This window comes from Actinophytocola algeriensis (assembly GCF_014203735.1).
Lineage (GTDB): Bacteria > Actinomycetota > Actinomycetes > Mycobacteriales > Pseudonocardiaceae > Actinophytocola > Actinophytocola algeriensis.
This window is the reverse complement of sequence record NZ_JACHJQ010000005.1, coordinates 682766-707844: the sequence shown is the minus strand read 5'-3', so window position 1 is coordinate 707844 and position 25079 is coordinate 682766. Positions and strand designations below refer to the sequence as shown.

26 protein-coding genes are annotated in these 25079 nt (G+C 71.2%); 4 read left to right on the top strand and 22 right to left on the bottom strand.

Annotated elements, in window-relative coordinates; all coding sequences use genetic code 11:
• Window positions 1–55: 55 nt before the first annotated feature.
• From coaBC to pyrR, 10 genes are all read right to left on the bottom strand, one after another.
• Entirely contained in the window at window positions 56–1276 is a 1221-nt protein-coding gene (gene coaBC / locus FHR82_RS25910) for a bifunctional phosphopantothenoylcysteine decarboxylase/phosphopantothenate--cysteine ligase CoaBC (protein ID WP_184813078.1), read from the bottom strand.
• Entirely contained in the window at window positions 1273–1563 is a 291-nt protein-coding gene (rpoZ, locus tag FHR82_RS25905; RefSeq protein WP_184813077.1) for a DNA-directed RNA polymerase subunit omega, read from the bottom strand. Before rpoZ ends, coaBC begins: the two co-directional genes overlap by 4 nt.
• Window positions 1560–2165 (bottom strand): guanylate kinase, encoded by a 606-nt coding sequence (gene gmk, locus FHR82_RS25900; protein WP_311771277.1) that lies wholly within the window; start codon window positions 2163–2165, stop codon window positions 1560–1562. The genes rpoZ and gmk overlap by 4 nt, the downstream gene beginning before the upstream one ends.
• Window positions 2162–2479 carry an integration host factor, actinobacterial type gene (gene mihF / locus FHR82_RS25895; RefSeq protein ID WP_133905065.1) on the bottom strand — a complete coding sequence of 106 codons (318 nt, stop codon included), beginning with the start codon at window positions 2477–2479 and terminating at the stop codon, window positions 2162–2164. Before mihF ends, gmk begins: the two co-directional genes overlap by 4 nt.
• A gap of 667 nt (window positions 2480–3146) precedes the next feature.
• Window positions 3147–4001 (bottom strand): orotidine-5'-phosphate decarboxylase, encoded by an 855-nt coding sequence (gene pyrF / locus FHR82_RS25890; RefSeq protein WP_184813076.1) that lies wholly within the window; start codon window positions 3999–4001, stop codon window positions 3147–3149.
• Complete coding sequence (carB, locus tag FHR82_RS25885; RefSeq protein ID WP_184813075.1) at window positions 3998–7315, bottom strand: carbamoyl-phosphate synthase large subunit; 3318 nt, start codon at window positions 7313–7315, stop codon at window positions 3998–4000. Before carB ends, pyrF begins: the two co-directional genes overlap by 4 nt.
• Window positions 7308–8423: a glutamine-hydrolyzing carbamoyl-phosphate synthase small subunit gene (carA, locus tag FHR82_RS25880; RefSeq protein WP_184813074.1), complete on the bottom strand. Its 1116-nt coding sequence runs from the start codon at window positions 8421–8423 to the stop codon at window positions 7308–7310. Before carA ends, carB begins: the two co-directional genes overlap by 8 nt.
• Complete coding sequence (locus FHR82_RS25875) at window positions 8420–9688, bottom strand: dihydroorotase (protein ID WP_184813073.1); 1269 nt, start codon at window positions 9686–9688, stop codon at window positions 8420–8422. Before FHR82_RS25875 ends, carA begins: the two co-directional genes overlap by 4 nt.
• Entirely contained in the window at window positions 9685–10647 is a 963-nt protein-coding gene (locus FHR82_RS25870; protein WP_184813072.1) for an aspartate carbamoyltransferase catalytic subunit, read from the bottom strand. The genes FHR82_RS25875 and FHR82_RS25870 overlap by 4 nt, the downstream gene beginning before the upstream one ends.
• The gene (gene pyrR, locus FHR82_RS25865) at window positions 10644–11228 is read right to left on the bottom strand and encodes a bifunctional pyr operon transcriptional regulator/uracil phosphoribosyltransferase PyrR (RefSeq protein WP_184813071.1); all 585 of its coding nucleotides are present in this window, start codon (window positions 11226–11228) and stop codon (window positions 10644–10646) included. The genes FHR82_RS25870 and pyrR overlap by 4 nt, the downstream gene beginning before the upstream one ends.
• A 280-nt stretch (window positions 11229–11508) precedes the next feature.
• Between pyrR and bldD the strand changes: the two genes are divergently transcribed.
• Entirely contained in the window at window positions 11509–11997 is a 489-nt protein-coding gene (bldD, locus tag FHR82_RS25860; RefSeq protein WP_075123575.1) for a transcriptional regulator BldD, read from the top strand.
• A 321-nt stretch (window positions 11998–12318) separates the two neighbouring features.
• Complete coding sequence (locus FHR82_RS25855) at window positions 12319–13065, top strand: SAM-dependent methyltransferase (RefSeq protein WP_184813070.1); 747 nt, start codon at window positions 12319–12321, stop codon at window positions 13063–13065.
• A 69-nt stretch (window positions 13066–13134) separates the two neighbouring features.
• Here FHR82_RS25855 and FHR82_RS25850 read toward each other — a convergent pair whose 3' ends face one another.
• The 4 genes from FHR82_RS25850 to FHR82_RS25835 form a co-directional block, all read right to left on the bottom strand.
• The gene (locus FHR82_RS25850) at window positions 13135–14043 is read right to left on the bottom strand and encodes a DMT family transporter (protein ID WP_184813069.1); all 909 of its coding nucleotides are present in this window, start codon (window positions 14041–14043) and stop codon (window positions 13135–13137) included.
• 74 nt (window positions 14044–14117) lie between these two features.
• Window positions 14118–14537, bottom strand: a complete 420-nt coding sequence (gene nusB, locus FHR82_RS25845) for a transcription antitermination factor NusB (protein WP_184813068.1) — start codon at window positions 14535–14537, stop codon at window positions 14118–14120.
• Window positions 14538–15101 (bottom strand): elongation factor P, encoded by a 564-nt coding sequence (gene efp / locus FHR82_RS25840; protein ID WP_184813067.1) that lies wholly within the window; start codon window positions 15099–15101, stop codon window positions 14538–14540.
• Window positions 15102–15142: 41 nt separating this feature from the next.
• Window positions 15143–16234: a M24 family metallopeptidase gene (locus FHR82_RS25835; RefSeq protein ID WP_184813066.1), complete on the bottom strand. Its 1092-nt coding sequence runs from the start codon at window positions 16232–16234 to the stop codon at window positions 15143–15145.
• 71 nt (window positions 16235–16305) lie between these two features.
• Here FHR82_RS25835 and FHR82_RS25830 point away from each other — a divergent pair, with 71 nt between their 5' ends.
• Window positions 16306–16833 carry a B-4DMT family transporter gene (locus FHR82_RS25830; protein WP_184813065.1) on the top strand — a complete coding sequence of 176 codons (528 nt, stop codon included), beginning with the start codon at window positions 16306–16308 and terminating at the stop codon, window positions 16831–16833.
• On the opposite strand, the gene FHR82_RS25825 is transcribed toward FHR82_RS25830, so the two are convergent.
• The 4 genes from FHR82_RS25825 to FHR82_RS25810 form a co-directional block, all read right to left on the bottom strand.
• On the bottom strand, window positions 16794–18320 hold the full coding sequence (locus tag FHR82_RS25825) for a glycoside hydrolase family protein (RefSeq protein WP_184813064.1): 1527 nt from the start codon (window positions 18318–18320) through the stop codon (window positions 16794–16796). The two genes, FHR82_RS25830 and FHR82_RS25825, sit on opposite strands and share 40 nt — an antisense overlap.
• A 76-nt stretch (window positions 18321–18396) precedes the next feature.
• Entirely contained in the window at window positions 18397–19263 is an 867-nt protein-coding gene (locus FHR82_RS25820; protein WP_311771276.1) for a GNAT family N-acetyltransferase, read from the bottom strand.
• Window positions 19260–19688 (bottom strand): type II 3-dehydroquinate dehydratase, encoded by a 429-nt coding sequence (gene aroQ / locus FHR82_RS25815; protein WP_184813374.1) that lies wholly within the window; start codon window positions 19686–19688, stop codon window positions 19260–19262. The genes FHR82_RS25820 and aroQ overlap by 4 nt, the downstream gene beginning before the upstream one ends.
• A gap of 22 nt (window positions 19689–19710) precedes the next feature.
• Window positions 19711–20322: a TetR/AcrR family transcriptional regulator gene (locus tag FHR82_RS25810; protein ID WP_184813063.1), complete on the bottom strand. Its 612-nt coding sequence runs from the start codon at window positions 20320–20322 to the stop codon at window positions 19711–19713.
• A gap of 33 nt (window positions 20323–20355) precedes the next feature.
• Between FHR82_RS25810 and FHR82_RS25805 the strand changes: the two genes are divergently transcribed.
• A complete protein-coding gene (locus FHR82_RS25805) occupies window positions 20356–20682 on the top strand; it encodes a rhodanese-like domain-containing protein (protein WP_184813062.1) in 327 nt (108 codons plus the stop codon).
• Window positions 20683–20832: 150 nt separating this feature from the next.
• Here FHR82_RS25805 and aroB read toward each other — a convergent pair whose 3' ends face one another.
• The 4 genes from aroB to aroC are packed head-to-tail and all read right to left on the bottom strand — an operon-like array spanning window position 20833 to window position 24846.
• The gene (gene aroB / locus FHR82_RS25800; RefSeq protein WP_184813061.1) at window positions 20833–21915 is read right to left on the bottom strand and encodes a 3-dehydroquinate synthase; all 1083 of its coding nucleotides are present in this window, start codon (window positions 21913–21915) and stop codon (window positions 20833–20835) included.
• A gap of 54 nt (window positions 21916–21969) precedes the next feature.
• A complete protein-coding gene (locus tag FHR82_RS25795; RefSeq protein ID WP_184813060.1) occupies window positions 21970–23118 on the bottom strand; it encodes a DNA glycosylase AlkZ-like family protein in 1149 nt (382 codons plus the stop codon).
• Window positions 23119–23155: 37 nt separating this feature from the next.
• Window positions 23156–23668, bottom strand: a complete 513-nt coding sequence (locus FHR82_RS25790) for a shikimate kinase (RefSeq protein ID WP_221464238.1) — start codon at window positions 23666–23668, stop codon at window positions 23156–23158.
• Window positions 23665–24846 (bottom strand): chorismate synthase, encoded by a 1182-nt coding sequence (gene aroC, locus FHR82_RS25785; protein WP_184813059.1) that lies wholly within the window; start codon window positions 24844–24846, stop codon window positions 23665–23667. Before aroC ends, FHR82_RS25790 begins: the two co-directional genes overlap by 4 nt.
• Between the last annotated feature and the right edge of the window lie 233 nt (window positions 24847–25079).

The window sequence follows — 25079 nt, the reverse complement described above, 5'->3', positions numbered from 1 at the left end:
ACCCAATCTTTCCCGTTTCTCGCTTGAAGACTATGTACTAGGTATCGAGCGAAGCTCACTGTTGAATCAGTTGAGCGACCGCATCCCATATGTCGGACGCCATATGCGCCTTGGAACCCAGCTCGATCGGTCGTTCCCCGCCGTCGGCCGATAGTAGCCACCCGGCGTTGTCCTCGGTCTCGAAGGCCCTGCCCTCACCGACCGCGTTGACAACCAGCAGGTCACAGCCCTTGCGCTTCAGTTTCGCACGTGCGTGCTCGAGCACGTCCGCGTTGCTGTCGCCGGTCTCCGCGGCGAAACCGACAATCACCTGGCCAGGCGCCCGGACCGCCACGAGCTCCGCCAGGATGTCCGGGTTCCGAGTCAGCGACACTGGATCGGGATCCGAGTCCGTCTTCTTGATTTTGTACTCGGCGCGCGTCGAAGGACGGAAGTCGGCGACGGCGGCCGCCATCACCACGACGCCGGCGTTCGGTGACGCTGCGTGCATGGCGTCGCGCAGTTCCTCCGCGGTGCCGGCGTGGACGAGGTCGACCCCGGCGGGTGCGGGCAGGCCGACGGTGTGCGCGGACACGAGCGTGACCCGCGCGCCGCGCTGGGCGGCGGTCCTGGCCAGCGCGTAGCCCTGCTTGCCGGACGAGCGGTTGCCCAGGTACCGGACGGGGTCGAGCGGCTCGCGGGTGCCACCCGCGGACACCACGACCCGCACGCCTTCGAGGTCGCGGGGCAACGCGTCGCGCCTGGCCAGCAGCAGCCGGGCGAGGTCGACGATCTCGGCGGGGTCGGCGAGCCGTCCCTTGCCGGTGTCCTTGCCGGTGAGCCGCCCGCTCGCGGGTTCGGTCACCACGACGCCCCTGCCGCGCAGCGTCGCCACGTTGTCCTGGGTGGCGGCGTGCTCCCACATCTCGGTGTGCATCGCGGGCACCATCATGACCGGGCAGCGCGCGGTCAGCAGGGTGTTGGTGAGCAGGTCGTCGGCGATCCCGTGCGCGGCCTTGGCCAGCAGGTTCGCGGTCGCCGGGACGACCAGCACCAGATCGGCCTCCTGGCCGATGCGGACGTGCGGCACCTCGGGCACGTCGTCGAACACCTCGGTGTGCACCGGGTGCCCGGACAACGCCTCGAACGTGGCGGCACCGACGAAGCGCAGCGCCGCCACGGTTGGCACTACCTGGACCGAGTGCCCTGACTCGGTCAGTTGTCTCAGGACCTCGCACGCCTTGTAGGCGGCGATGCCGCCGCCAACGCCGAGAACGACGCGCGGGCCCTGGCTCACTCGCCCTCGGTGTGCTCGAGAAGGCCGGCGTGGATCTCGCGGAGCGCGATGGACAGCGGCTTCTCCCGGGGGCCGGGCTCCACCAGCGGGCCGACGTACTCGAGCAGGCCCTCACCGAGCTGCGCGTAGTAGTCGTTGATCTGGCGGGCACGCTTGGCGGCGTAGATCACCAGGGCGTACTTGGAGCTGACCTTGTCGAGAAGGTCGTCGATCGGGGGGTTGGTGATGCCTTCGAGCTGCTGGCTCGACGGGTCACCCAGTGCGCCCAACTCGGTGGGGGTGATCACTCGTGGTTCTCCAACTGATGGGAGGAAGATTTGTCAAGCATCAACTTTAGCAACTGCTCAGCGGTGCTCCGCAGGTTGGTGTTGACAACCACCTCGTCGAACTCGTCCTGGGCGGCGAGCTCCTCCTTGGCGGTGCGGAGCCTGCGCTCCACCACCTCGGGTGACTCGGTGCCCCGGCCGACCAGACGTTCGACCAGCGCCTCCCAGCTGGGGGGCGAGATGAACACCAGCAACGCCTCGGGCATGGTCCTCCGCAGGTTCCGAGCGCCCTGCAGGTCGACCTCCACCAGCGCGGGCTCCCCGGCGGCGAGACGCTCCTCAATGGGTGTCTTCGGAGTACCGGAGCGGTGCGTGCCCCGGTGGATCTCCGCCCACTCGAGCAGGTCGTCCTTCTCGATCATCCGGTCGAACTCGTCGGCCGAGACGAAGTGGTAGTCCACCCCGTCCTGTTCGCCAGGACGCTGTTCACGGGTCGTCGCCGACACGCTGAACCACAGGTCCGGGTAGAGCCGCCGCAGCTCGCGGACCACGCTGCTTTTCCCTACGCCGGAAGGGCCGGCCAGTACCACCAGCCGGCCCCTCCTGATGTCACTGCTCGTCACTCGCCGCTGAACTCGGCGAGCAACGCCTTGCGCTGACGGTCGCCCAGGCCGCGCAGTCGGCGGCTAGGGGCGATCTCAAGACGCTCGATGATTTGCTGGGCACGCACCTTGCCGACGCCCGGCAGGGCCTCGAGCAGTGCGGTGACCTTCATCTTGCCCAGGACCTCGTCCTTGTCAGCCTGGGCGAGCACGTCCTTGAGGGTGGTGCCACCTCGCTTCAAGCGCTCCTTGAGCTCAGCTCGGGCGCGACGGGCGGCAGCCGCCTTCTCCAGCGCTGCGGCCCGCTGCTCCTCGGTCAGCTGGGGAAGGGCCACGATTTCCTCCGGGGGGTGGGGTTTTCTGCGGATCGGTGTCGCGACGTTACCGAGGTCCGCCTTCTCATGACAACGCGGGTCCACCTTAGTGCGGTGGGTAGTGCGCGACAGAGCATAGATCAACTCTGAGTAGCGAACTACCCTCGGACCAGCGGTAACACCTGCTGTTCAGGCGTCACCGGACCATACTGCACGAGCCGCGCGAAGCGCTTCGACGTGGTATTGCGACCCGTCGATACGCCATCCGGTACAACGCGATGACACCGTGAGTGGCATTCCCTCGTCCGCACGTGGTTCCAACCGCCTGCGACCTGCCAACCAGAGCGTGTTTCCGCAGGTGACAGTGGGTGGCATGACCACCAGCCGCGGTACGCGGCGGCCCTCGCCAGGCCAGGAGACGGCGTGCGGCGGGCAGGTGGTTCATCCCCAGGTGATCAGTCGCGCGTCCACTGTCGTTGCGCCGGGCGCACCAGCGCCACCGCCGAACGCATAGTCACGAGAAATTTCGCGACACGCGGATTCTGGTCGATTTCGCCGGGATTCCCGGTCGGTCGCGGCCACGAAAAAGAGCACGTTCGAAGTCGGTCATGGCACCGTCGAGGGTCCGTCCGGCGTCGTCGGACGGACTCCGGACGGTGCGGGTGTCGTCTTCGGGACGTGTCGGGTACTAGCTGAGCTGGCGCGCCTGTGCGGCCACGGCGTCCCGCACGCGCAGCGCCGCGTCCCTCAGTGCCGTGACGTCCGGGCCGTGGCGCAGGATGTCGCGCGACGACGCGGGCAGGACGTGCGGGAGGTGGTCGCCGAAGACCTTCGCGAGGTCGTCGACCCCCGCGCCCTGCGCGCCGAATCCGGGCGCCAGGATCGGGCCGTTCAGCCGCGACAGGTCCAGCTCGGTGCGGCCGACGGTGGCGCCGATGACGAGCCCGACCGACCCCAGCGGGGCCGCGCCCTCGTTGTGGGCCGCGGCCTCGTCCACCATCGTCTGGGCGACCACGACCCCCTCCTCGGACCGGGCGCGCTGCACCTGCGGGCCCTCCTTGTTGGAGGTCAGCGCCAGCACGAACAGGCCGCGCTCGTTCCGCTCCGCGAGCGCCAGCGCGGGGTCGAGCGAGCCGAACCCGAGGTAGGGCGACACCGTCACCGCGTCCGCGGCGAGCGGCGAGCCCTCCCCCAGGTAGGCCTGTGCGTAGGCGGCCATGGTGGAGCCGATGTCGCCACGCTTCACGTCGGCGAGCACGAGCGTGCCCGAGTCCAGGAACGAGGCGATCAGCTTCTCCAGCACGGCCACGCCCGCCGAGCCGTGGGCCTCGAAGAACGCCGACTGCGGCTTGACGATCGCGACCTCACCGGCGAACGCCTCCGCGCAGGTCATGGCGAACCGCTCCAGGCCCTTCGCGTCGACGGACAGGCCCCACTGCTCCAGCAGCGACGCGTGCGGGTCGATCCCGGCGCACAGCGGACCCCGCGTCCCGACGGCCGCCGTGAGCCGCTCCCCGAACGGGGCCCTCGGCCCGGCGGTCACCGCTGGCTCCGCAGCGTGGCCTGCAGCGACTGCAACGACTCCACCCCGATGTCCTGCCGGATGAGCGCCTCGATGCCGTGCACGGCGGCGGCGGCGCCCTGGATGGTGGTCACGCACGGGATGTCGCGGGACACGGCGGCGGTGCGGATCTCGTAGCCGTCGACGCGCGGGCCCGGGTTGCCGTAGGGCGTGTTGATCACCATGTCGACGCCGCCGTCGCGGATCATGTCGACGATGTTCTGCTCGCCCTCGAAGTGCTTGCGCACCTCGGTGCACGGGATCCCGTTGCGCCGCAGCACCTCCGCGGTGCCCGCGGTGGCGAGCACCTCGAACCCGAGGTCGGCGAGGCGCTTCACGGGGAACACCATCGCGCGCTTGTCCCGGTTGGCGACCGACACGAAGACCCGGCCGCTCGTCGGCAGCGAGCCGTAGGACGCGGTCTGCGACTTGGCGAACGCCTTGCCGAACGACGCGTCGATGCCCATCACCTCACCGGTGGACTTCATCTCCGGGCCGAGCAGGGAGTCGACGCCGTGGCCCTCCGGGGTGCGGAACCGGTGGAACGGCAGCACCGCCTCCTTGACCGACACCGGCGAGGACGCGGGCATGTCCGCGCCGTCGCCGTGCTCGGGCAGCAAACCGTCAGCTCGCAGTTCCTCGATGGTCGCGCCGAGCATGATCCGGGCGGCGGCCTTGGCCAGCGGGGTCGCGGTCGCCTTGGACACGAACGGCACGGTCCGCGACGCGCGCGGGTTGGCCTCCAGCACGTACAGCACGTCGTCCTTGAGCGCGTACTGGACGTTCAGCAGGCCGCGCACGCCGATGCCCTTGGCGATCAGCTCGGTGGAGCGGCGGATGTTCTGCAGGTCGGTGCGGCCGAGGGTGATCGGCGGCAGCGCGCACGAGGAGTCACCGGAGTGGATGCCCGCCTCCTCGATGTGCTCCATGACGCCGCCGAGGAACAGCTCCTCGCCGTCGCACAGCGCGTCGACGTCGATCTCGATGGCGTCGTCGAGGAAGCGGTCCACGAGCACCGGGTGCTCCGGCGTGACCTCGGTGGCGCGTTCGATGTACCCGGCGAGCGTCGCCTCGTCGTAGACGATCTCCATGCCGCGCCCGCCCAGCACGTAGGACGGCCGGACGAGGACGGGATAGCCGATCTCGTCGGCGATCCGCTTGGCCGCCGCGAACGACGTGGCCGTGCCGTACTTCGGCGCGGGGAGCCCGGCGTTGGTGAGGACCTCGCCGAACGCGCCGCGCTCCTCGGCCAGGTGGATGGCGTGCGGCGGCGTGCCGACCACGGGCACACCCGCGTCCGCGAGCCGCTGCGCGAGGCCGAGCGGGGTCTGCCCGCCGAGCTGCACGATCACCCCCGCGACCGTGCCGGAGCGCTGCTCGGAGTGCACGACCTCCAGTACGTCCTCGAAGGTGAGCGGCTCGAAGTACAGGCGGTCGGAGGTGTCGTAGTCGGTGGACACGGTCTCCGGGTTGCAGTTGACCATGACGGTCTCGAACCCGGCGGCCCGCAGCGCCATGGCCGCGTGCACGCACGAATAGTCGAACTCGATGCCCTGCCCGATGCGGTTGGGGCCGGAGCCGAGGATCAGCACCTTCTGCTTGTCGCGCTGCTCGGTCACCTCGGACTCGGCGGCGGGATCGAGCTCGTAGGCGGAGTAGTGGTACGGCGTGCGGGCGGCGAACTCGGCGGCACAGGTGTCGACGGTCTTGAACACCGGGCGGATGCCGAGCCGGTGCCGCAGCGAGCGGACCCCGTCCTCCCCCGCCAGCTCCGGGCGCAGCGCGGCGATCTGGCGGTCGGAGAACCCGGACCGCTTCACCCGCCGCAGCAGGAGCTCGTCCAGGACCGGCGCGGCGGTGACCTCGGCACGCAGCTCGACGAGCGAGGCGATCTGGTCGACGAACCACGGGTCGATGCCGGAGGCCTGGTACACCTCGTCGACGCTCGCGCCGAGTCGCAGCGCGCGCTCCACGGTGTACAGGCGGCCGTCGTGTGGCACCCGCAGCGCCTCGAGGAGCCCTTCCACCGTCAGGGTTTCCGGATCCGCCGTGGTCCAGAAGCCGGCGGCCTTGGTCTCCATGGACCGCAGCGCCTTGCCCAGTGCCTCGACGAAGTTGCGGCCGAGGGACATGGCCTCGCCGACCGACTTCATCGTGGTCGTGAGCGTCGGGTCGGCACCGGGGAACTTCTCGAAGGCGAACCGCGGCACCTTCACGACCACGTAGTCGAGTGTCGGCTCGAAGCTCGCGGGGGTCTCGCCGGTGATGTCGTTGCGGATCTCGTCGAGCGTGTAGCCGATGGCGAGCTTCGCGGCGATCTTGGCGATGGGGAACCCGGTCGCCTTGGACGCCAGCGCCGAGGACCGGGACACCCGCGGGTTCATCTCGATGACGACCAGGCGGCCGGTCTCCGGGTGGACCGCGAACTGGATGTTGCAGCCGCCGGTGTCCACCCCGACCTCGCGCAGCACGTCGATGCCGACGTCACGCATGTGCTGGTACTCGCGGTCGGTCAGCGTCATCGCCGGCGCGACGGTCACCGAGTCGCCGGTGTGCACGCCCATCGGGTCGATGTTCTCGATCGAGCAGATGACCACGACGTTGTCGGCGCGGTCGCGCATCAGCTCGAGCTCGTACTCCTTCCACCCGAGCACGCTCTCCTCGATCAGCACCTCGTGCACCGGGGACTCAGCGAGCCCGGTCGAGGCCAGCCGCTCCAGGTCCTCGGCGGTGTGCGCCATGCCGGAGCCGAGGCCGCCCATGGTGAACGAGGGGCGGATGACCACGGGCAGGCCGAGGTCGTCGACGGTCTTGCGCACCTCGTCCATCGAGTGGCACACCGCGCTGCGCGGGGTCTCGGCGCCGACCGTGGCGCAGATGTCCTTGAACCGCTGCCGGTCCTCACCGCGCTGGATAGCCTCGATGTCGGCGCCGATGAGTTCGACGCCGTACTTGTCGAGGACGCCGCGCTCGTGCAGCGCGACCGCCGTGTTCAGCGCGGTCTGGCCGCCGAGGGTCGCCAAGATCGAATCGACGGGGTGCCCCGCGTCCTTCTCCTTCGCGATCACCTTCTCGACGAAGTCGGCGGTGATCGGCTCGATGTAGGTGGCGTCGGCGAACTCCGGGTCGGTCATGATGGTCGCCGGGTTGGAGTTCACGAGGCTGACCCGCAGGCCCTCCTCGCGCAGCACCCGGCACGCCTGGGTGCCCGAGTAGTCGAACTCGCACGCCTGCCCGATCACGATCGGCCCGGAGCCGATGACGAGCACGTGCTCGATGTCAGTTCTCTTAGGCACGCTTGCCCTCCATCAGGGACACGAACTCGTCGAACAGCGGGGCGGCGTCGTGGGGTCCCGCCGCCGCCTCGGGGTGGTACTGGACCGAGAACGCGGGCACGTCCAGGGCGCGCACGCCTTCCACGCAGCCGTCGTTCGGGCAGTAGTGGCTGATCACGGCGCCGCCGTAGGGGGTGTCGAACCGCTGACCCGGCTCCCCCTCCAGCGCGAAACCGTGGTTCTGCGCGGTGATCGCGACCCGGCCGGTGGCCACGTCGATCACCGGGATGTTGATGCCGCGGTGGCCGTAGCGCAGCTTGTAGGTGTTCATGCCGAGGGCGCGGCCGAGGATCTGGTGGCCGAAACAGATGCCGAACGTCGGGATCTCGCGTTCGAGGACCTGCCGGGTGAGCGCCATCGGCCCGTCGGTCGTGGCCGGGTCGCCGGGGCCGTTGGCGAGGAAGAAGCCGTCCGGTTCGAGCGCGAGGACGTCGTCGATGGTGGCGGTCGCGGGCAGCACGTGTGTCTCGATGCCGCGCTGGGACATCATGCGCGGGGTGCTGGTCTTGATGCCCACGTCGAGTGCCGCCACGCGGAATCGCGTTTCATCAGACGGAGCGACCACGTAGGCCTCCGTGGCCGTGACCTCTCCCGCCAGGTCCGCACCGACCATCTGGGGGCTCGCAAGGACCGTCGCCACCATGTCGTCGGTCGTGCCGAGCGCGTCACCGGAGAACACGCCGCCGCGCATGGCGCCGCGCTCGCGGATGTGGCGGGTCAGCGTGCGGGTGTCCACGCCGGCGATGCCGACGACGCCCTGCTCGATGAGCGCGTCGTCGAGGCTGCGGCGCGACCGCCAGTTCGACGGGACGCGCGCGGGGTCGCGGACCACGTACCCGGCGACCCAGATCCGCCGCGACTCGTCGTCCTCGTCGTTCCAGCCCGTGTTGCCGATCTGCGGGGCCGTGGCCACCACGATCTGCCGGTGGTACGAGGGGTCGGTGATGGTTTCCTGGTAGCCGGTCATGCCGGTGCAGAAGACCACCTCGCCGAGCGTGGTCCCCGTGGCGCCGAACGCCGCGCCGCGGAAGACCCTGCCGTCCTCCAGCACGAGAGCAGCCTGACTCATGCGCGAACCTTTCCTTCGTGTGCGGTCACCCTGCCGCGCAGCAGCGTGGTGACCACTCGGCCGGGCAGCTCCATGCCCTCGTACGGGGTGTTGGCGGCGATGCTCGCCAGTTCGGCGCCCCGGACCGTCCAGGTGGCGTCCGGGTCGACCAGTGTCAGGTTGGCGGGCTCCCCCACCGCGATCGGGCGGCCCTGGCCGGTCAGGCCCGCGATCTCGGCGGGGCGCTCGCTCATCACCCGCGCCACGCCGCGCCAGTCGAGCAGGCCCGGCCGGACCATGGTCGCCACCACGACGGACAGCGCGGTCTGCAGACCGAGCATTCCCGGCCGGGCGGCCGCCCACTCGCAGTCCTTGTCCTGGGGGGCGTGCGGGGCGTGGTCGGTGGCCACGCAGTCCAGGACGCCCTCGGCGAGCGCCTCCCGCAGCACCTTCGCGTCGGCGGCGGTGCGCAGCGGCGGGTTGACCTTGTTGACCGGGTCGAACGTGTCGAGCCGCTCGTCGTCGAGCAGCAGGTGGTGCGGGGTGACCTCGGCGGACACCGTGATCCCCTGCGCCTTGGCCCAGCGCAGCAGCTCGGCGGCACCGGACGTGGAGACGTGGCAGACGTGCAGGCGGGCACCGGTCTGCCTGGCCAGCAGGCAGTCGCGGGCGATGATCGCCTCCTCCGCGGCGGCAGGCCAGCCCGCGAGACCCAGGCGCGCGGCCTGCTCCCCCTCGTGCGCCTGGGCGCCGACGGTGAGCCGCGGCTCCTCGGCGTGCTGGGCGATGACGACGTCCAGCGCGGTCGAGTACTCCAGCGCGCGGCGCATGAGCAGCGGGTCGGCGACGCAGTGGCCGTCGTCGGAGAACATCAGGACGCCGGTGTTCGCCATGGTGCCCAGCTCGGCGAGCCGCTCGCCCTTGAGGCCGACCGTGACGGCGCCGACCGGGTGGACGTCGACGAGACCGACCTCGCGGCCGCGGCGCGCCACGTGCTCGACGATCACCGCGTTGTCGGCGACCGGGTCGGTGTTGGCCATGGCGAACACGGCCGTGTAGCCGCCCAGCGCGGCGGCGGCCGAGCCGGTCGCGATGGTCTCGGTGTCCTCGCGGCCCGGTTCACGCAGGTGGGTGTGCAGGTCGACGAACCCGGGGAGCGCGATGAGTCCGGTCGCGTCGATGACCTCGTCCTCGTCCGTGCCTTCGGCGATGAAGCCGTCCTTCACGAGCAGGTCGACCGGGTCCTCGCCGTAGGGGCGGACTCCCTTGAGCAGCAACGAACTCACGCGACGGCCTCCTCTTCGTGGGCGAGCAGGTGGTACAGGACCGCCATCCGGACGTGCACGCCGTTGGACACCTGCTGGGTGATCGCGGCGCGCGGCGAGTCGGCCACCGCGGCGGCGATCTCCATGCCGCGCAGCATCGGGCCCGGGTGCAGCACGACCGCGTGCTCGGGCAGCAGCTCGAGGCGGCGCTCGCTCATGCCGTACGCGATCGAGTACTCGCGGGCCGAGGGCAGGAAGTTGCCTCCAGGGCCGGCGGGCCCGGCACCGCCGTGCATGCGTTCGGCCTGGACCCGCAGCATCATCACCGCGTCCAGGCTGGGCAGTTCGGCGTCGAGCGTGTGCGACACGGTGACCGGCCACCGCTCCACCTGTGCGGGCAGCAGCGTCGGCGGGGCCACCAGGGTGACGTCCGCGCCGAGCGTGGTCAGCAGGTGGACGTTGGACCGCGCGACCCGGCTGTGCAGCACGTCGCCGACGATCGCGACCCGCTTGCCGTCCACGTCGCCGAGGCGTTCCCGCAGGGTGGCCGCGTCGAGCAGCGCCTGGGTCGGGTGCTCGTGCATGCCGTCGCCCGCGTTGACCACCGACGTGCCTGCCTCGGCGAGCCAGCCCGCCAGCCGGTGCGCGGCGCCGGAGGCCGGGTGCCGGATGATCACGCAGTCCGCGCCTGCCGCGGCGAGCGTCTGGGCGGTGTCGCGCAGCGACTCGCCCTTGCCGACGCTGCTGCCCGAGCTGGACACGTTGACCACGTCGGCGCTCATCCACTTGCCCGCGATCTCGAACGACACCCGGGTGCGGGTGCTGCTCTCGTAGAACATCGTGATCACGGTGCGGCCGCGCAGGGTCGGCAGCTTCTTGACCTCGCGGCCCAGCAGCGTCTGCTTGAGCTGGGCGGCCGTGTCGAGGATGGCGGTGGCCGTGGCGGCGTCCATGCCCTCAGTGACGAGGAGGTGCTTCACAAGTCCCTCCTGTCCAGAACAACGGCGTCGCGGTCGTCTGTCTCGGTGAGCAGGACGTGGACCTCCTCGGAGCGGGACGTGGGGACGTTCTTGCCGACGTAGTCCGCGCGGATCGGCAGCTCCCGGTGACCGCGGTCGACGAGCACCGCGAGCTGGACCGCGCGCGGGCGGCCGGCGTCACGGAGCGCGTCCAGTGCGGCACGGATGGTGCGACCCGAGTAGAGGACGTCGTCGACGAGGATGACCAGGTGGTCGTCGAGGCCGTCCGTCGGCAGCGCGGTGGCGCCGAGGGGGCGGGTCGGCCTGCGCCGGAGGTCGTCCCGGTACAGCGTGACGTCCAACACACCGGTGGGGACGTCGATACCGGCGAAATCGGCGATGCGGGCGGCCAGCCGGGCGGCGAGCGGAGCGCCGCGGGTGGGAATGCCCAGGAGAACGACGGGTGGTGCGTCGCTGGCGCCGAGCGCTGTGCGCTCGATCACCTGGTGCGCCATGCGGGCGACAGTGCGCGCGACGTCGCCGGCCGACAGCAGCTCACGCCGCTCGGCCGGTTCCGTCGCACCGCTGGGGGGCGGCGTCAACGGGGGACCTCCTTCCCCGCCTCACTGGACGGGTCCTTAAAGGACGTCTAGCTGTGTAGAACGTCTAGCTGTACACCCACTGCGGGCGCTGTAGCACCGTAGCAGGCCCCACGGATCCACCAACCGGGTGGTAATCGGGGGTTTCCACGGACGTCGTACACAGATCAGCTTGACCTGGTGACAACTGTGGGTAACCATTACTCTGCGTGTCGATATGCGGCTACCCGCGGCGTACATTTTTCAACCGGCCGTCGGGGCGAACGAAATGGAGAATCGCCATATGGGCGACTACGCCAAGGCGCTAGGGAGCAAGCTCCGCGGCATCCGCCAGCAGCAGGGCCTGTCCCTGCATGGCGTCGAGCAGAAGTCCGGCGGCCGCTGGAAGGCGGTCGTCGTGGGCTCGTACGAGCGGGGCGACCGGGCGGTCACCGTGCAGAAGCTGGCCGAGCTGGCCGACTTCTACGGTGTCCCGGTGGTCGAGCTGCTGCCCGAGGGCCGCGTGCCCTCCGGCGCGGAGCCGGCGACGAAGATCGTCATAAACCTGGAGCGGCTCCAGCAGCTGCCGGCGGAGAAGGTGGGCCCGCTGGCCCGCTACGCCGCCACGATCCAGAGCCAGCGCGGTGACTACAACGGCAAGGTGCTGTCGATCCGCACGGAGGACCTCCGGTCCCTGGCGATCATCTACGACATGACCCCCGGCGAGCTCACCGAGCAGCTCATCGACTGGGGGGTGCTTCCGCCGGAGGCACGTCCGTCCAAGGAGGACTGAGCGGGGCCCGCCACGGGCCACTGACGATCGCCGCCGCCGGCCGAGGGAATCGGGAGATCGGCCGGCAGGCGAGCCGCACCACCCCGCATTTCGACTGGGCACACCCGGTCGCGACCCCGTGGGACAGGGGCCGCGACCGGTCGCGTTCCGGGCGTTTCGCCACCCTCCGTGGCGAACGGCGCTGATCACCGCCGAGCCCGCCCGCGTCCCGCTACTCCATTCGGGTCACCACCAAACAACCCGACTGGGTCACCCCGATCCCGGTCCGTCGCGACGCAATTCGATGGACACACGAGGCCGGCGATCTCTAGCGTCCGCCGGGTGGATCTCCCCCGTGCCTTCACCATTCGCGAGAGCGGCCATCGCGTTCACAACCCCTTCGACAGCACCAAACTGGCGACGCTCGGCGCCGCGCTGCGCCTGTCCCCCGGCGCCCGCGTGCTGGACCTGGCGTGTGGTTCCGGCGAGCTGCTGTGCACCTGGGCGCGCGACCACGGCATCACCGGCACGGGCGTGGACATCAGCACCGTGTTTCTGGCCGGCGCGAAGGCCCGCGCAACCGAGCTCGGCGTCGGAGGCCGGGTCACCTTCATCCACGACGACGCCGAGGGCCACGTGTCCGGCGACCCGGTCGACGTGGCCGCATGCGTTGGAGCCACGTGGATCGGCGGCGGTGTGGCAGGCACGGTGGGGCTGCTGCGCCGAAGCCTCCGCCCGGGCGGCATGCTCCTGATCGGTGAGCCGTACTGGCGCCGCGACCCGCCGGACCAGGCCACGCTGGCCGGCTGCCACGCGAGCAGCCGGGACGACTTCCTGTCGCTGCCGGACCTGCTGACCCACTTCGGCGACCTCGGCTGCGACGTGGTGGAGATGGTGCTGGCCGACCAGGACAGCTGGGACCGCTACGCCGCCGCCCAGTGGCTGAACATCCGCCGCTGGCTCGACACCAACCCGGACGACGACCTGGCCCCGGAGATGCGCGCGGAACTGTCGACCGAACCGGCCCGCCACGCCCGCTACCAACGCGAGTACCTCGGCTGGGGCGTGTTCGCCCTGATGGACCGCTGACCGTTCCGGCCGTTTCACAACCGGGTGCCTGACCTGTCGCGTGCCTTGGTGATCTCATCTCCGGTGAGGTCAGCCCGTTTTCGCGGTTACCACCGGTTCTGACACCGGGGCCGGTTTGCGGGAACCTGTGCGGGACACCGCGACTCCCGCCAGGCACAGCGCGCCGCCGGCGAAGGTGACCCAGCCCGGTAGCTCGTCCAGCAGGACCCACGCCATCAGGACCACCAGCGCGGGCACGGCGTACGTCGTCGCGCCCATCTGGGAGGCGGTCGTCCTGGCCAGGGCATATGCCCACGTGGTGAACGCGAGGCCGGTCGGGAAGACCCCGAGATAGATGACGTTCAGCGTGGCCGACGCCGGCGCCGTCGCTGCCTCGGTGATCAACTGGCCCGCGAACGGGAGGCACGCGACCGTCCCCACGAGACAGCCGAACGTCGTCACCTGTAGCGCGCTTCCGTGGCGCAGCGCGGGTTTCTGCGCCACGACGCCGATCGCGTACGTGATCGCCGCGACCACGCACAGCAGGACGCCGAGCACGGACGCGTGGCCGTCGCCCGCCATGGAGAAGCCGACCACCACCGCACCGGCGAAGGACACCGCGATGCCCGCCAGGACACGGGGTTTGAAGCCCTCCTTGAGCAACCAGCCGCCCAGCAGTGCGATCAGCACCGGGCCGACGTTGACCACCATCGCGGCGGTGCCCGCGTCGACCTCCTGCTCACCCCAGTTCAGCGCCACCATGTACAGGCCGAACCACAGCACGCCGGAGATCACGATGCCGGGCCACGCCGCGCGCCGCGGCCAGCCTTCGCGGCGGAGGACCAGGAACGCGACCAGTACGACCGATCCCGCGAACAGCCGGCCCAGTGCCAGCGCTCCCGGCGAGTAGTGCTCGCCCGCGCTGCGGATCGCCACGAAGGCGGACGCCCACAGGAACACGGTGACTGCGGCGGCGAGCAGAGATCGTCTGTCGGTCATGCGCGCCACGATATGGCGGGCACACTTCGGTGGCGAACGAAATGTTCGCTACGCAAGCTCCGCTGAGTCGAAATCTAGAGCGTCGCGCGGAGCTGGTCGGCGATGGTCGCCAGCCTGCCGAGCACACCGTTCACGAAGCGCGGTGAGTCGTCTGTGGACAGTGACTTCGCGAGCTGGACGGCCTCGTCGATCGCCACCACGTCCGGGACGTCCGACGCCCACAACAGCTCGTAGACACCGAGCCGCAGCACGGCGAGGTCCACGAACGGCATGCGGTCAAGCGTCCAGCCTTCCGCGTGCTCGGTGAGCAGTTCGTCGATCCGCTCGCGGTGCGCCACCACGCCCTCGACGAGCGTGGTGGCGTAGTCGTTCGGCGACGGGTGCTCAGCGGCCTCGTTCCGTTCGTCGAGCAGCCGGACCGGGTCGGCGTCGCGAAGCGCCGCCGCGTACAGGACATCGACCGCGCGCTTGCGAGCTTTGCTGCGCGCGCCCATCTACGAGCTGACTCGGCCGAGGTAGCGACCGTCGCGGGTGTCCACCTTGACCTTCTCGCCGGTCGACAGGAACAGCGGCACCTGGATCTCGGCGCCGGTCTCCAGCGTCGCGGGTTTGGTGCCGCCGGTGGAGCGGTCGCCCTGCAGGCCGGGGTCGGTCTGCTGGATCACGAGCTCGACCGAGGTCGGGAGCTCGATGAACAGCGGGTTGCCCTCGTGCGTGGCGACGGTGGCGGTGCTGTTCTCCAGCAGGAACTTCGCCTGGTCGCCGACGACGTCGCCGTCGATGTAGGTCTGCTCGTAGGTCTCGCCGTCCATGAAGACGAACTGCGCGCCGTCCTGGTACAGGTAGGTCATGTCGCGGCGGTCGACGGTGGCGGTGTCCACCTTGATGCCCGCGTTGAACGTCTTGTCGACGACCTTGCCGGTCAGCACGTGCTTCAGCTTGGTCCGCACGAACGCCGGGCCCTTGCCGGGCTTGACGTGCTGGAACTCGACAACGCTCCAGAGCTGGCCCTCGAGGTTGAGCACCAGGCCGTTCTTCAGGTCGTTCGTGGATGCCACAGGGTCGTTCTCTCTCCTGGTCGGATCGTCTACCGCATCGCCTACACGACGACGAGCTGTTTGGTCGTCAACGTGAGAAGCTCGGGATCGCCGTCCCGCACGACGAGCGTGTCCTCGATGCGGACGCCGCCCTTGCCGGACAGGTACACGCCCGGCTCCACGGTGACTGCCATGCCGGCGGCGAGTCTACCTTCACCGGTCCTGGCCAGGGACGGTGCCTCATGGATCTCCAGCCCGACGCCGTGCCCGAGCCCGTGCAGGAACTCACTGCCCCGTCCGGCTGCCTCCACCACCCCGCGCGCGGCGGCGTCGACGTCGGCCACCGGTACTCCCGGCCGCAGCGCGGCCCGGCCCGCCGCCTGCGCGGCCGCGACCAGGTCGTACAGCTCCCGCTGCCAGTCGGCGGGCGCGCCGAGGACGAACGTGCGGGTCATGTCCGAGTGGTAGCCGTCGACCAGAGCGCCGAAGTCCAGCTTCACCAGGTCGCCCGTGGCGAGCTCGGCGTCGGTGGGCCGGTGGTGCGGGATCGCCGAGTTCGCGCCCGCGGCCACGATCGACTCGAACGACGGGCCAGCGGCTCCGTAGTCCAACATTCTGGTCTCCAGCTCGCGGGCCACCTCGCGTTCGGTGCGGCCGGGCCGGAGCCCGCCGTGCGCGACGAGGTCGGCGAGCGCGCGGTCGGCGGCCGCACACGCCATCCGCAGCGCCTCGATCTCGGCGTCGTCCTTGACGATGCGCAGTTCCTCGACCAGCCCGGCGGCGCGGACCAGCTCGACCTTGCCCGCCTGCTCGGCGAGCACGTCCAGCTCGTCGACGGTCACCCGGTGGCTCTCGAACCCGGTCCGCCCGAGATTCCGGTCGGCGGTGACCTTCGCGAGCGCGGGCGCGCACGGCCGGTCGATCAGCCGCTCCAGGTCGGGCACCTGCCGCGACGACTGGGTCAGGTACCGGCCGTCGGTGCAGAAGACGGTCTTCTCGTCGTTCTCGGCGGACAGCAGCACCGCGGCGTTCGACCCGGTGAAGCCGGTCAGGTAACGCACGTTGCGCAGGTCGACGACGAGCAGGGCATCCAGGTCACGTTCGCGGAGGCTGGTTCGCAGCGCGGCGCGGCGGCGTACGTGCGTCTCGGGCATGCCTGTGACCTTAACGGGCCCCGCGAGCGGAGCCCGCGGAGCGAGCCGTCGACAGGCCTTACCCTGTACCGATGCGAACGTGGCTGTTGCGCGGAGTGGTCATGGCCGTGGTGCATGCCGTGGCCGAGACCGTGCGCGCCGACTTCGGTGTCCACCACCCGACCTCGCGGACCGTCTTCGAAGCGCTCGTGCTCGGCGCGCTCGCCGGCGTGGCCGCCGTGTGGGGTGCCGTCGACCGGTGGCGCGACGTCGAGGACGCGGGCCGGGCGTGGCTGATCGCGTCACTGATCGCCGGGTGGGGTGCCGCGGTGCTCGCGGTGATCGGCAAGTCGGTGTTCGTGGACCAGACCGGGGTCGCCGACCTGGGCGGCGCGCTGACCGGCGGTGCCGCGTTCACGGCGCTGCTGGTGCTGATCCCCGCGGCGATCGGGCTCGCGGCCGGGCACTGGATCAGGTCGTCGCGCTCGGCGGCGGTGGACGACGAAGACGACCGCGACGACCTTGACCGCGACGGCAGGGAGGACGCGGACAGCGAGGACGGCAGGGACGAGGACAAGCCTCAGCGCGGCGGGCCGACCAGGTCGAGACCGCGCTCGTAGCCGTCCCACTCCTCCGAGGTCGTGTCCCCCACGGCCGACGAGTTGAGCGCCGCGACGTCCGCCGACGAGATCCGCCACAGCCGGTCGTCCAGCAGGAACCCGAGGCCACGGCCAGGCGCCTGCCGCACGGGCACACCGGGTTTGACGTGCGCGGCGACCCTGACGCCGGCCAGCGCGTCCGGCCGCCGCGCGAGGATGCGGATGGCGAGCTTCTCGGCCACGGACCTGCGGTCGAAGCGCACGATCTGCCCGCCGACGATCAGGTCCACGGTCCGGCTCGGTGACGGGACGGCGAACCCGTCGAGCGCGAGCACGGCCCGTCCCGGCTCGGCGCAGGCGTTGAAGTCGGTCACGTCGAGGCCGAAGTGCCGCAGGCCGGACGGGCCCGCGGGCGCCTCGTGGGTGGCGCGCACGAGGTCGATCGCGACCTTGCCGCACGGGTTGTCGAGCGACACGACGGCGTGCCCGTCGGCGCGGCGCACGAGGCCCGGTCCTTCGCGCCACGGTCCCGGCAGCAGCAGCGGCTCGTAGGGCTGGAAGCCGAAACCCCAGTCCCAGAAGGTGATCGTGGTGCCGTCGCGGGTCTCGTGGGCGATGGCGAACGCGGCGAGCGCGTCGACCCACATCCAGTCCGCGCTGAACGCGTCGACAACCGACCGGAGCCGGGCACTCGTGTCCCGCACCGGCTGGAAACCGTCGGGGCCCAGCGCTTCCACGCCGTGGCCGAACGCCGGGTCGGGTGAGCGCAGCACGAACTGGCCGGCACCGTTGTGGCCGGTGTGCTCGCCCGTGGTGTCGGTGAACATCAGGTAGAACAGCCCGGCGAGGTAGACCACGGACGGCTGGCCCGCGCCGTAGGTGTTGTCCCGCTTGACGTCCCTGGCCGCGGTGACGAACGGACGGCCGCCGTTGGCCCTGGTCCAGACGCGGCCGTCGCGGCTGGTCGCGAGCCCGATGGCGTTGCCGTGGGCGTGGTCGCCCGCCGCGCCGGTGTAGTACAGGTAGTAGGTGTCGCCGACCTTGAGCACCGACGGGTCGCACGTGTGCATGGCGTCGAAGCGCGCCGCGCTGCCCGAGAACACCGGGGTGCCGCCGCGGCCGTCCGGACCGCGGAACGGCCCGTTCAGCGAGCGCGACTCGGCGAGCAGGATGTCGTCGCCGGGCGGGTTCGCGATGCCGAGCTGGCTGCACCACCACATGCGGTAGCGGCCGCCGTCCCACAGGACCGATGGTGCGTAGTTGTAGGGCGCGTCGCCGGTGCCGTACGCGATCGGGCCGGGGCTCTGGCGGCCCGCGCGGGTGGTGAGCTTCACGGGGTCGGTGGTGGCGGGGACCACCGGTTCCGGCGCGGGCGCGACGCTCGGGAGCGTGGGGGCGGGGTCTTCCGGGACGGAGACCGGCGTGGCTTCGCTGGGGGTGCAGCCTGCGATGACGGCGGCTACGAGAGTAGCGACGACGAGGTGTCTTCGACGGTGCGTGACGCGCATCGTGGAAGAACCTCCATACGTTGTCCCTTGTTCAGCCGAAGGACAGTGTAGGGATTACGCCACGTGCAGGGGAGCGTCACGGATGGGTGGCGACCAATTCCACTTCGAAACCGTCCGCGTTCTCGAGGTAGGCGGCGTAGTGGTCCGGGCCGCCCGCGTGCGGGTGGCGGTCGGCGAACATGAGCCGCCAGCCGTGTCGCGCCGCGGCCGCGGCGATCCGGTCCACGTCGGCGCGGGTGCCGGCGTGGAGCGCGAGGTGGTTGATGCCGGGCGCGGTCCGTTCGTGCCGGTCACCGGCGCGGGCGGGCGAGTCCTCGACGACCACGTAGCTCGCGCCGCGCCGCCAGCTCACGCCCCGCTCCCAGCGCTGGTACTCGCGCCAGCCCAGCTCGGTGAACAGCCAGCCGAAGGACGCCTGCGCGGCGGCGAGGTCGGCGACCCACAGCTCGACGTGGTGCACGCCCTCGGGCACGGCGGGCAACGCGACGAGGACGCGGTGGGGTGTGCCGTCCTGCTCATCGCCGCCCACGTCGAAGAACCCGACACGGGCAGCGAACGCCCGCGCCCGCGCGTTCTCCGCCGCGACCAGCGCGAACACCGCGCCGCGCAGTTCGAGCCCGGTGTCGACCAGCGTGCGCGCGACCTGTTCGGCGAGCCCGGTGCCCCAGTACTCGCGGGCCAGGCACCAGCCGGTTTCGAGCACCCCACCGGGCAGTTTCGTCGAGGTCCGGAGAGTGGCGATCCCCGCGATCCGGCCGTCCTCCTCGACGACGAGCCTGCCGGTACCGCGCGGGCCGTCGTCCAGGACTCCGCGCGCCACGAACCCGCGCACGACGTCCGGGTCGGTGAAGTCGCGGGCGAGGTAGCGGTTGATGACCGGGTCAGCCATGACGTCGACGAGCGCTTCGAGATCGCGTTCCTCGACGCGGCGGATGGTGCTCACCGGTGGTCGGACAACCAGCGCAGCGCGAGCGTGTACCCGTCGACACCGAGGCCGACGATGACGCCGGCCGCCAGCTCGGACAGGTAGCTGTGGTGCCGGAACTCCTCGCGCTTGTGCACGTTGGTGATGTGGACCTCGATCATCGGTGCGGTCAGCAGCGCGCAGGCGTCGCGGATCGCGATCGAGTAGTGGGTCCACGCGCCGGCGTTGAGGACGACGGCGTGCCCGTGCTCGGCGGCCTCGTGGAGCCAGCCGATCATCTCGCCCTCGTGGTCGGTCTGGCGGACGGTGACGTCGAGGTCGAGGTCGCGGCCGGTCTTCTCGCACAGTTCGACGAGGTCGGCGTAGGTGGTGTGGCCGTAGATCTGGGGCTCGCGCGTGCCCAGCCTGCCGAGGTTGGGGCCGTTGAGCACCAAAACCTTCATCATGACTCGCTCGCAAGCGCGCTCATGGTGCGTCTCCTCCTTCGATGATCGACCGCGCAAGCCTAGCCAGCCCGGACTTCACCCGTTCGCGGTCGACCTCGTCGCGCAACGCCATCCGCTGGTCCGCCGCGAGCGGGGCGAGGAGGGCGTGGGCGAGGTAGTCGGCGTCGGCGGCGCCTGCCTCGCCGAGCAGGTAGGCGACGTGCCGGTGCCACAGGCGGTACGCGCCGATCGCGTAGCGAGCGCCCGGCCGGGCGGTCTCGGACATGTGCACGAGGTCGAGGTTGTCGTCCAGGAAGTCGGCGTAGGCGCCGAGGAACGCGACGAGCCGTGCCGCGGGTGCGGCGCCGGGCCCCAGCGGTGGCGGCCCGCTCAGGATGGCGGCCTGGAGCGCCGTTTCCTGCGCGTCGAGCAGGGCGACCGCGAGCCCGGCCTTGTCACCGAACCGGCGGAAGAGCGTCCCCTTGCCGACCCCGGCGGCGGCCGCGACCTGGTCCATCGACACCGTGGCGACCCCGTGCTCCCGGAACAGCTCGGCGGCGGCCGCCAGCACGCGGGCACGGTTGCGCGCGGCATCGGCCCGCTCCGTGACGGGCTGGGAATAACCGGACCGCGGTCCGCTGTTGTCGCTCATGTCAATCCGGACCATAGTCCATTTGGAGGCGACATGACGGAGTTGATCAGCAGGGCAGACCTGCGGGCCGCGATCGAGGCAGGCACGGTGACGGTGGTCGACGCCCTGGGCGGCGAGTACTGGGCGAAGCAACATCTGCCGGGCGCGATCCCGCTGGTGGCGGCGGACGTCTCCACACGTGCGGCCGACCTGCTCCCGGACCACGACGCGGCGATCGTGACGTACTGCTCGAACCCCGCGTGCCCGAACAGCGGGCAGGTGGCCGCGTTGCTCGAAGGCCTCGGGTACTCACACGTCCGCACGTACCGCGAGGGCATCGAGGACTGGACCGCCGCGGGCCTGCCACTGGAAACGAACTGACCAAGAGCCGAGGGCGCCGTCACGGGGACGGCGCCCCCGGCTGTGGACAACTCCACCGCCACGGCCCGTCGCTGTCGGTGCTCGCGACTACGCTGGATGTCGGGGGGCCGACGGCCACGGTTGATCATGCACGGTTGATCTTGCCGCCGCTCACCGGCTCGTCAGGCGCTCGTACGCGGCCGACAGCAGCTCGGGCGCCGGGTCCTCGAGCCGCCCCGGCTTGGCGAGCGCGTCCAGCACCACGAAACGGAGCAGGCCCGCGCGGGTTTTCTTGTCCCCCAGCATGGTCTGCGTCAGCTCGGGCAGTGCGCCCGGCTCGTAGGTGGTCGGCAGCCCGATGGACTCGAGCACCGTGCGGTGCCGGTCGACGGTGGCGTCGTCGAGGCGGCCGGCCGCCCTGGCCAGCTCCGCCGCGAACACGAGCCCGACGCTGACCGCCGCACCGTGCCGCCACCGGTAGCCCTCGCGGCGCTCGATGGCGTGGCCGAGCGTGTGGCCGTAGTTGAGGATCTCGCGCAGGCTCGACTCCCGCAGGTCCGCGGCCACGACGTCCGCCTTGACCTGGATCTTGCGGCGCACCAGCTCCGCCAGCACGTCGCCGTCGGGGTCGAGTGCGACCTTCGGATCAGCCTCGACCAGGTCGAGGATCACGGGGTCGGCGATGAAGCCGCCCTTGATGATCTCGGCCATGCCCGGCACCAGCTCGTCCGCGGGCAGGGTGCGCAGCGTGGTCAGGTCGACGATCACCGCGCCGGGCTCGTGGAACGCGCCGACGAGGTTCTTGCCCGCGTCGATGTTGATGCCGGTCTTGCCGCCGACCGCCGCGTCCACCATGCCCAGCAACGTGGTCGGCACGTTGACCAGGCGGACGCCCCGCATCCAGCTCGCGGCCACGTACCCGCCGAGGTCGGTGACCGCGCCCCCGCCGAGTGCCACGACGGTGCCGCCGCGGTCCATGCCCATCGCGGCGAGCGCGTCCCAGCACTCGCCTGCGACGGCGAGGGTCTTGCCTGCCTCGGCGTCCGGCACCGGCACCAGGTGCGTGTCGATTCCGTTGTCCCGCAACCGATCCCGGGTCGCCTCCGCGTTCGCCACCAGCGTGGGCGGGTGCACGATCGCGGCCTTCGGTGATCCGGCGACGGCCGCGGCCACCTCGTCACCGAGGTCGCGCCCGATCACCACCTCGTACGGACGGTCCGTCGCGACCCTGATCCGCACCGGCTCGGCTCCCACTGCCCACGCTCCCTCGTGCTCGGCTGTCCGGACGTGAGCATGGCACGGCGGCGGTCAGCCGACGTCGACCACCACCGTCCCGTCGTGTCCCCGCGCCTCGGCGACCACCGCGGCCTGCGCGTCGAGCGCCGAGCGGTGCCGGGCGGTCAGCTTCCGGTGTGCGGTCACGGTGAGGGTGAGCGTCCTGCCGGACTTGCTCGCACGCCAGACTCCCGCCGGTTCCCCGTCGACCACGAGCGAGCCGGGGCTGCCGACGGGACGCCACAGTTCCTTCGCGAGTGCCCGGTCGGGCACGAGCAGCGGCCGGTGCCCCAGCAGGTAGGTGTCGCGTGGCGGCAGGAGCAGCACGGGCGGCGGCGCCGGTGCCGCACCGTCGAGCGCGGCCGGGTCGGCGTGCAACGTGATGCCGTCGACGTCCACTTCGACGAGGTCGTCGAGAGCGGACCACGCGGGACGTAACCATTCGGGTGGGGCTGTCACCGATCTGGTGTCGAGCCACATGACGAGGTCGCCGAGTGTCAGCGGACCCGCCAGCCGCACCGCGGTCCGCAACAGGGCGGCGGTCGCCTTCCCCTCTGTGTTCTCCTGCGTGCTCCTCTGTGTTCTCTCTGCGCTTTCCCCAGCGGGCTCGTCCCCGGGGTCCGGTCCGAGGCGGAACCGCAGGCGGCGGCCCTCCCCCGGCACCAGCTCGATGCCGGCGTAGAGGGTGGCGAGGCGGAACAGCCCGTCGGCGACGTGGTGGACGCCGCAGCCCGCGCACCACGGGCGGGCGACCTCAGGCACCCGCGGGGTGACGGCACCGGACAGCTCGCCCTTGGTCGCGGTCTCGCCGGGGAAGGCGGCCCGCAGCTCGTGCGCGACCTCGGCCAGAAGCGCGGGCCCGTCGATGTCGGCGGCGATGAGGGTGTCGCCGTAGCCGCCGAGGTAGGCGCGCAGCGCCTGGTTGTCCGGTGGCCGAAGCGCGGCGCGCAGCATCGGCAGGTCAGCGCGGCGGTGCAGGTGCGGTGAGCCGCGCATGGTCAGCGCGAGCACCAGGTCCGGTGTCAGGGCACCGCCGGTGCGCTGCCGCAGGGCCAGAGCGGCCGACCCGCCGGGGGTGTCCTGCAGGCCGACCGTCAGTACGTCGGCGGGGTCCGCGCCGGTGAGTCCTTGGGCCCCGGCCCGGTAGGCGAGGACCTGGGCACGGTCGAGTCGGTGTGCCATGGGTCATGCATATCGGACCGCACCGACAGTTTCCGGTTCAGCTGGTGACGGGCATCGTGGCGAGCACGTCGGCGAGGACGTCCTCGGGGGTGCGTTCGCTCGTCGGGATCGTCGCCGCGGACACCGCGGCGTAGACCGGCCTGCGGGTGTTGAGCAGTTCCTTCAGGTGGGCGCGCGGGTTGGGCAGCAGCCACGGGTGCAGCGTCACCAGGCCCTCGCGGCGCAGGAGCTGGTCGAGGTTCACGTCGAGGAACACCACGTGGTGCGGTTCGAGCAGCTCCGCGACGCCCGGCGCGGTCGGCGTGCCACCACCGAGCGCGAGCACACCGTCGTGCTGGGGCAGCAGGTCGGCCAGGATCTCGCGCTCGGACTCCTGGAACTTCTCGCGCCCGAGCTTCACGACCAGCTCGCCCGCCGGGACGCCGTGGACGCGTTCGATGTCGTCGTCGAAGTCGCGGAACTCGAGGCCGAGCCGCTCGGCGGCCATGCGGCCGACCGTGGACTTACCGGACCCGGGCGGGCCGACGAGGATCAGTGCGGGGCCAGTCACCAGCGCTCCTGGAGTGCTTTGAGGTACGACTCGGCGTTGCGGCGGGTCTCGCCGATCGAGTCGCCGCCGAACTTCTCCAGCGCGGCCTCGGCGAGCACCAGCCCGACGACCGACTCCAGCACCACACCGGCGCGGGGCACCGCACACACGTCGGACCGCTGGTGGATCGCCACCGCAGGCTCCCCCGTGGCGGTGTCGATTGTGGACAGTGCACGAGGGACGGTCGAGATCGGCTTCATCGCGACCCGCGCCCGCAGCGGCTCACCGTTGGTGATGCCACCTTCGAGACCACCCGCCCGGTTGGTGCGGCGCGTGACGCCGGGGTGCGCGGGGTCCATCTCGTCGTGGGCCTTGCTCCCCCACCGGCGTGCGGTGGTGAACCCGTCGCCGATCTCCACGCCCTTCATCGCCTGCACACCCATGAGGGCGGCGGCGAGGCGGGCGTCGAGACGCCGGTCCCAGTGCACGTGCGAGCCCAGCCCAGGCGGCAGCCCGTAGGCGATGACCTCGATGACGCCGCCGACGGTGTCCCCCGCCTCCTTCACGGCCTCGATCTCGGCCACCATCGCCTCGGTGCCCGCCGGGTCGAACGCGCGGACAGGGCTCTCGTCGATGGCGGCGAGGTCCTGGGGTCCGGGCAGCGGCCCCTCGGGTGCGTCGGCACCACCGATCGACACGACGTGGCTGATGATCTCCACACCCAGCAACTGCCGCAGGAACTGCCGCGCGACGGTCCCCAGCGCGGTGCGGGCCGCGGTCTCCCGGGCACTGGCCCGCTCGAGCACGGGCCGCGCGTCGTCGAAGCCGAACTTCTGCATGCCCGCGAGGTCGGCGTGTCCCGGCCGAGGGCGGGTGAGCGGCTCGTTGCGGGCCAGGCCCGCGAGCACCTCGGGGTCCACGGGGTCCGCGGACATGACCTGCTCCCACTTGGGCCACTCGGCGTTGTCGATCCGCACGGCGACCGGCCCGCCCTGGGTCAGCCCGTGGCGCACCCCGCCAAGGAACTCGACCCGGTCGGTCTCGAAGCCCATGCGCGGGCTGCGCCCGAACCCGAGCCGCCTGCGGGCGAGCTGCTCGTTCAGGTCGGTGGTCGTGACCTCGACCCCGGCAACCATGCCTTCGAGCACGGCCACCAACGCAGGCCCGTGCGACTCCCCAGCGGTGATCCAACGCAGCACCCGACGATCCTGTCATGCCCGCCTGAAGCCCCGATCGGCGGGCGACTGGGTCACACCGGCCGTGACGTGCCCGTTGTGGGGGTGGGTGTTGTCCTCGTCGGAGGTCCTGCTCGGTGTGGTTTGTCCTCGCCGGACGGGCCTCCTCGCCGGACGGGCCTCCTCGCCGGAGGGGCCGGTCTCCGGGATGGCTACCCGGCTCGGCATCTTCGGTTCTCTGGCAAGGGTCGGTCTGC

What these genes read in the sequence shown, in the direction of transcription:
- carA (WP_184813074.1), bottom strand. Translation starts at nt 8,423, where the DNA reads ATGAGTCAGGCTGCTCTCGTGCTGGAGGACGGCAGGGTCTTCCGCGGC.
- bldD (WP_075123575.1), top strand. Translation starts at nt 11,509, where the DNA reads ATGGGCGACTACGCCAAGGCGCTAGGGAGCAAGCTCCGCGGCATCCGC.
- FHR82_RS25850 (WP_184813069.1), bottom strand. Translation starts at nt 14,043, where the DNA reads ATGACCGACAGACGATCTCTGCTCGCCGCCGCAGTCACCGTGTTCCTG.
- nusB (WP_184813068.1), bottom strand. Translation starts at nt 14,537, where the DNA reads ATGGGCGCGCGCAGCAAAGCTCGCAAGCGCGCGGTCGATGTCCTGTAC.
- FHR82_RS25835 (WP_184813066.1), bottom strand. Translation starts at nt 16,234, where the DNA reads ATGCCCGAGACGCACGTACGCCGCCGCGCCGCGCTGCGAACCAGCCTC.
- FHR82_RS25830 (WP_184813065.1), top strand. Translation starts at nt 16,306, where the DNA reads ATGCGAACGTGGCTGTTGCGCGGAGTGGTCATGGCCGTGGTGCATGCC.
- FHR82_RS25825 (WP_184813064.1), bottom strand. Translation starts at nt 18,320, where the DNA reads ATGCGCGTCACGCACCGTCGAAGACACCTCGTCGTCGCTACTCTCGTA.
- aroQ (WP_184813374.1), bottom strand. Translation starts at nt 19,688, where the DNA reads ATGAAGGTTTTGGTGCTCAACGGCCCCAACCTCGGCAGGCTGGGCACG.
- FHR82_RS25810 (WP_184813063.1), bottom strand. Translation starts at nt 20,322, where the DNA reads ATGAGCGACAACAGCGGACCGCGGTCCGGTTATTCCCAGCCCGTCACG.
- FHR82_RS25805 (WP_184813062.1), top strand. Translation starts at nt 20,356, where the DNA reads ATGACGGAGTTGATCAGCAGGGCAGACCTGCGGGCCGCGATCGAGGCA.
- FHR82_RS25795 (WP_184813060.1), bottom strand. Translation starts at nt 23,118, where the DNA reads ATGGCACACCGACTCGACCGTGCCCAGGTCCTCGCCTACCGGGCCGGG.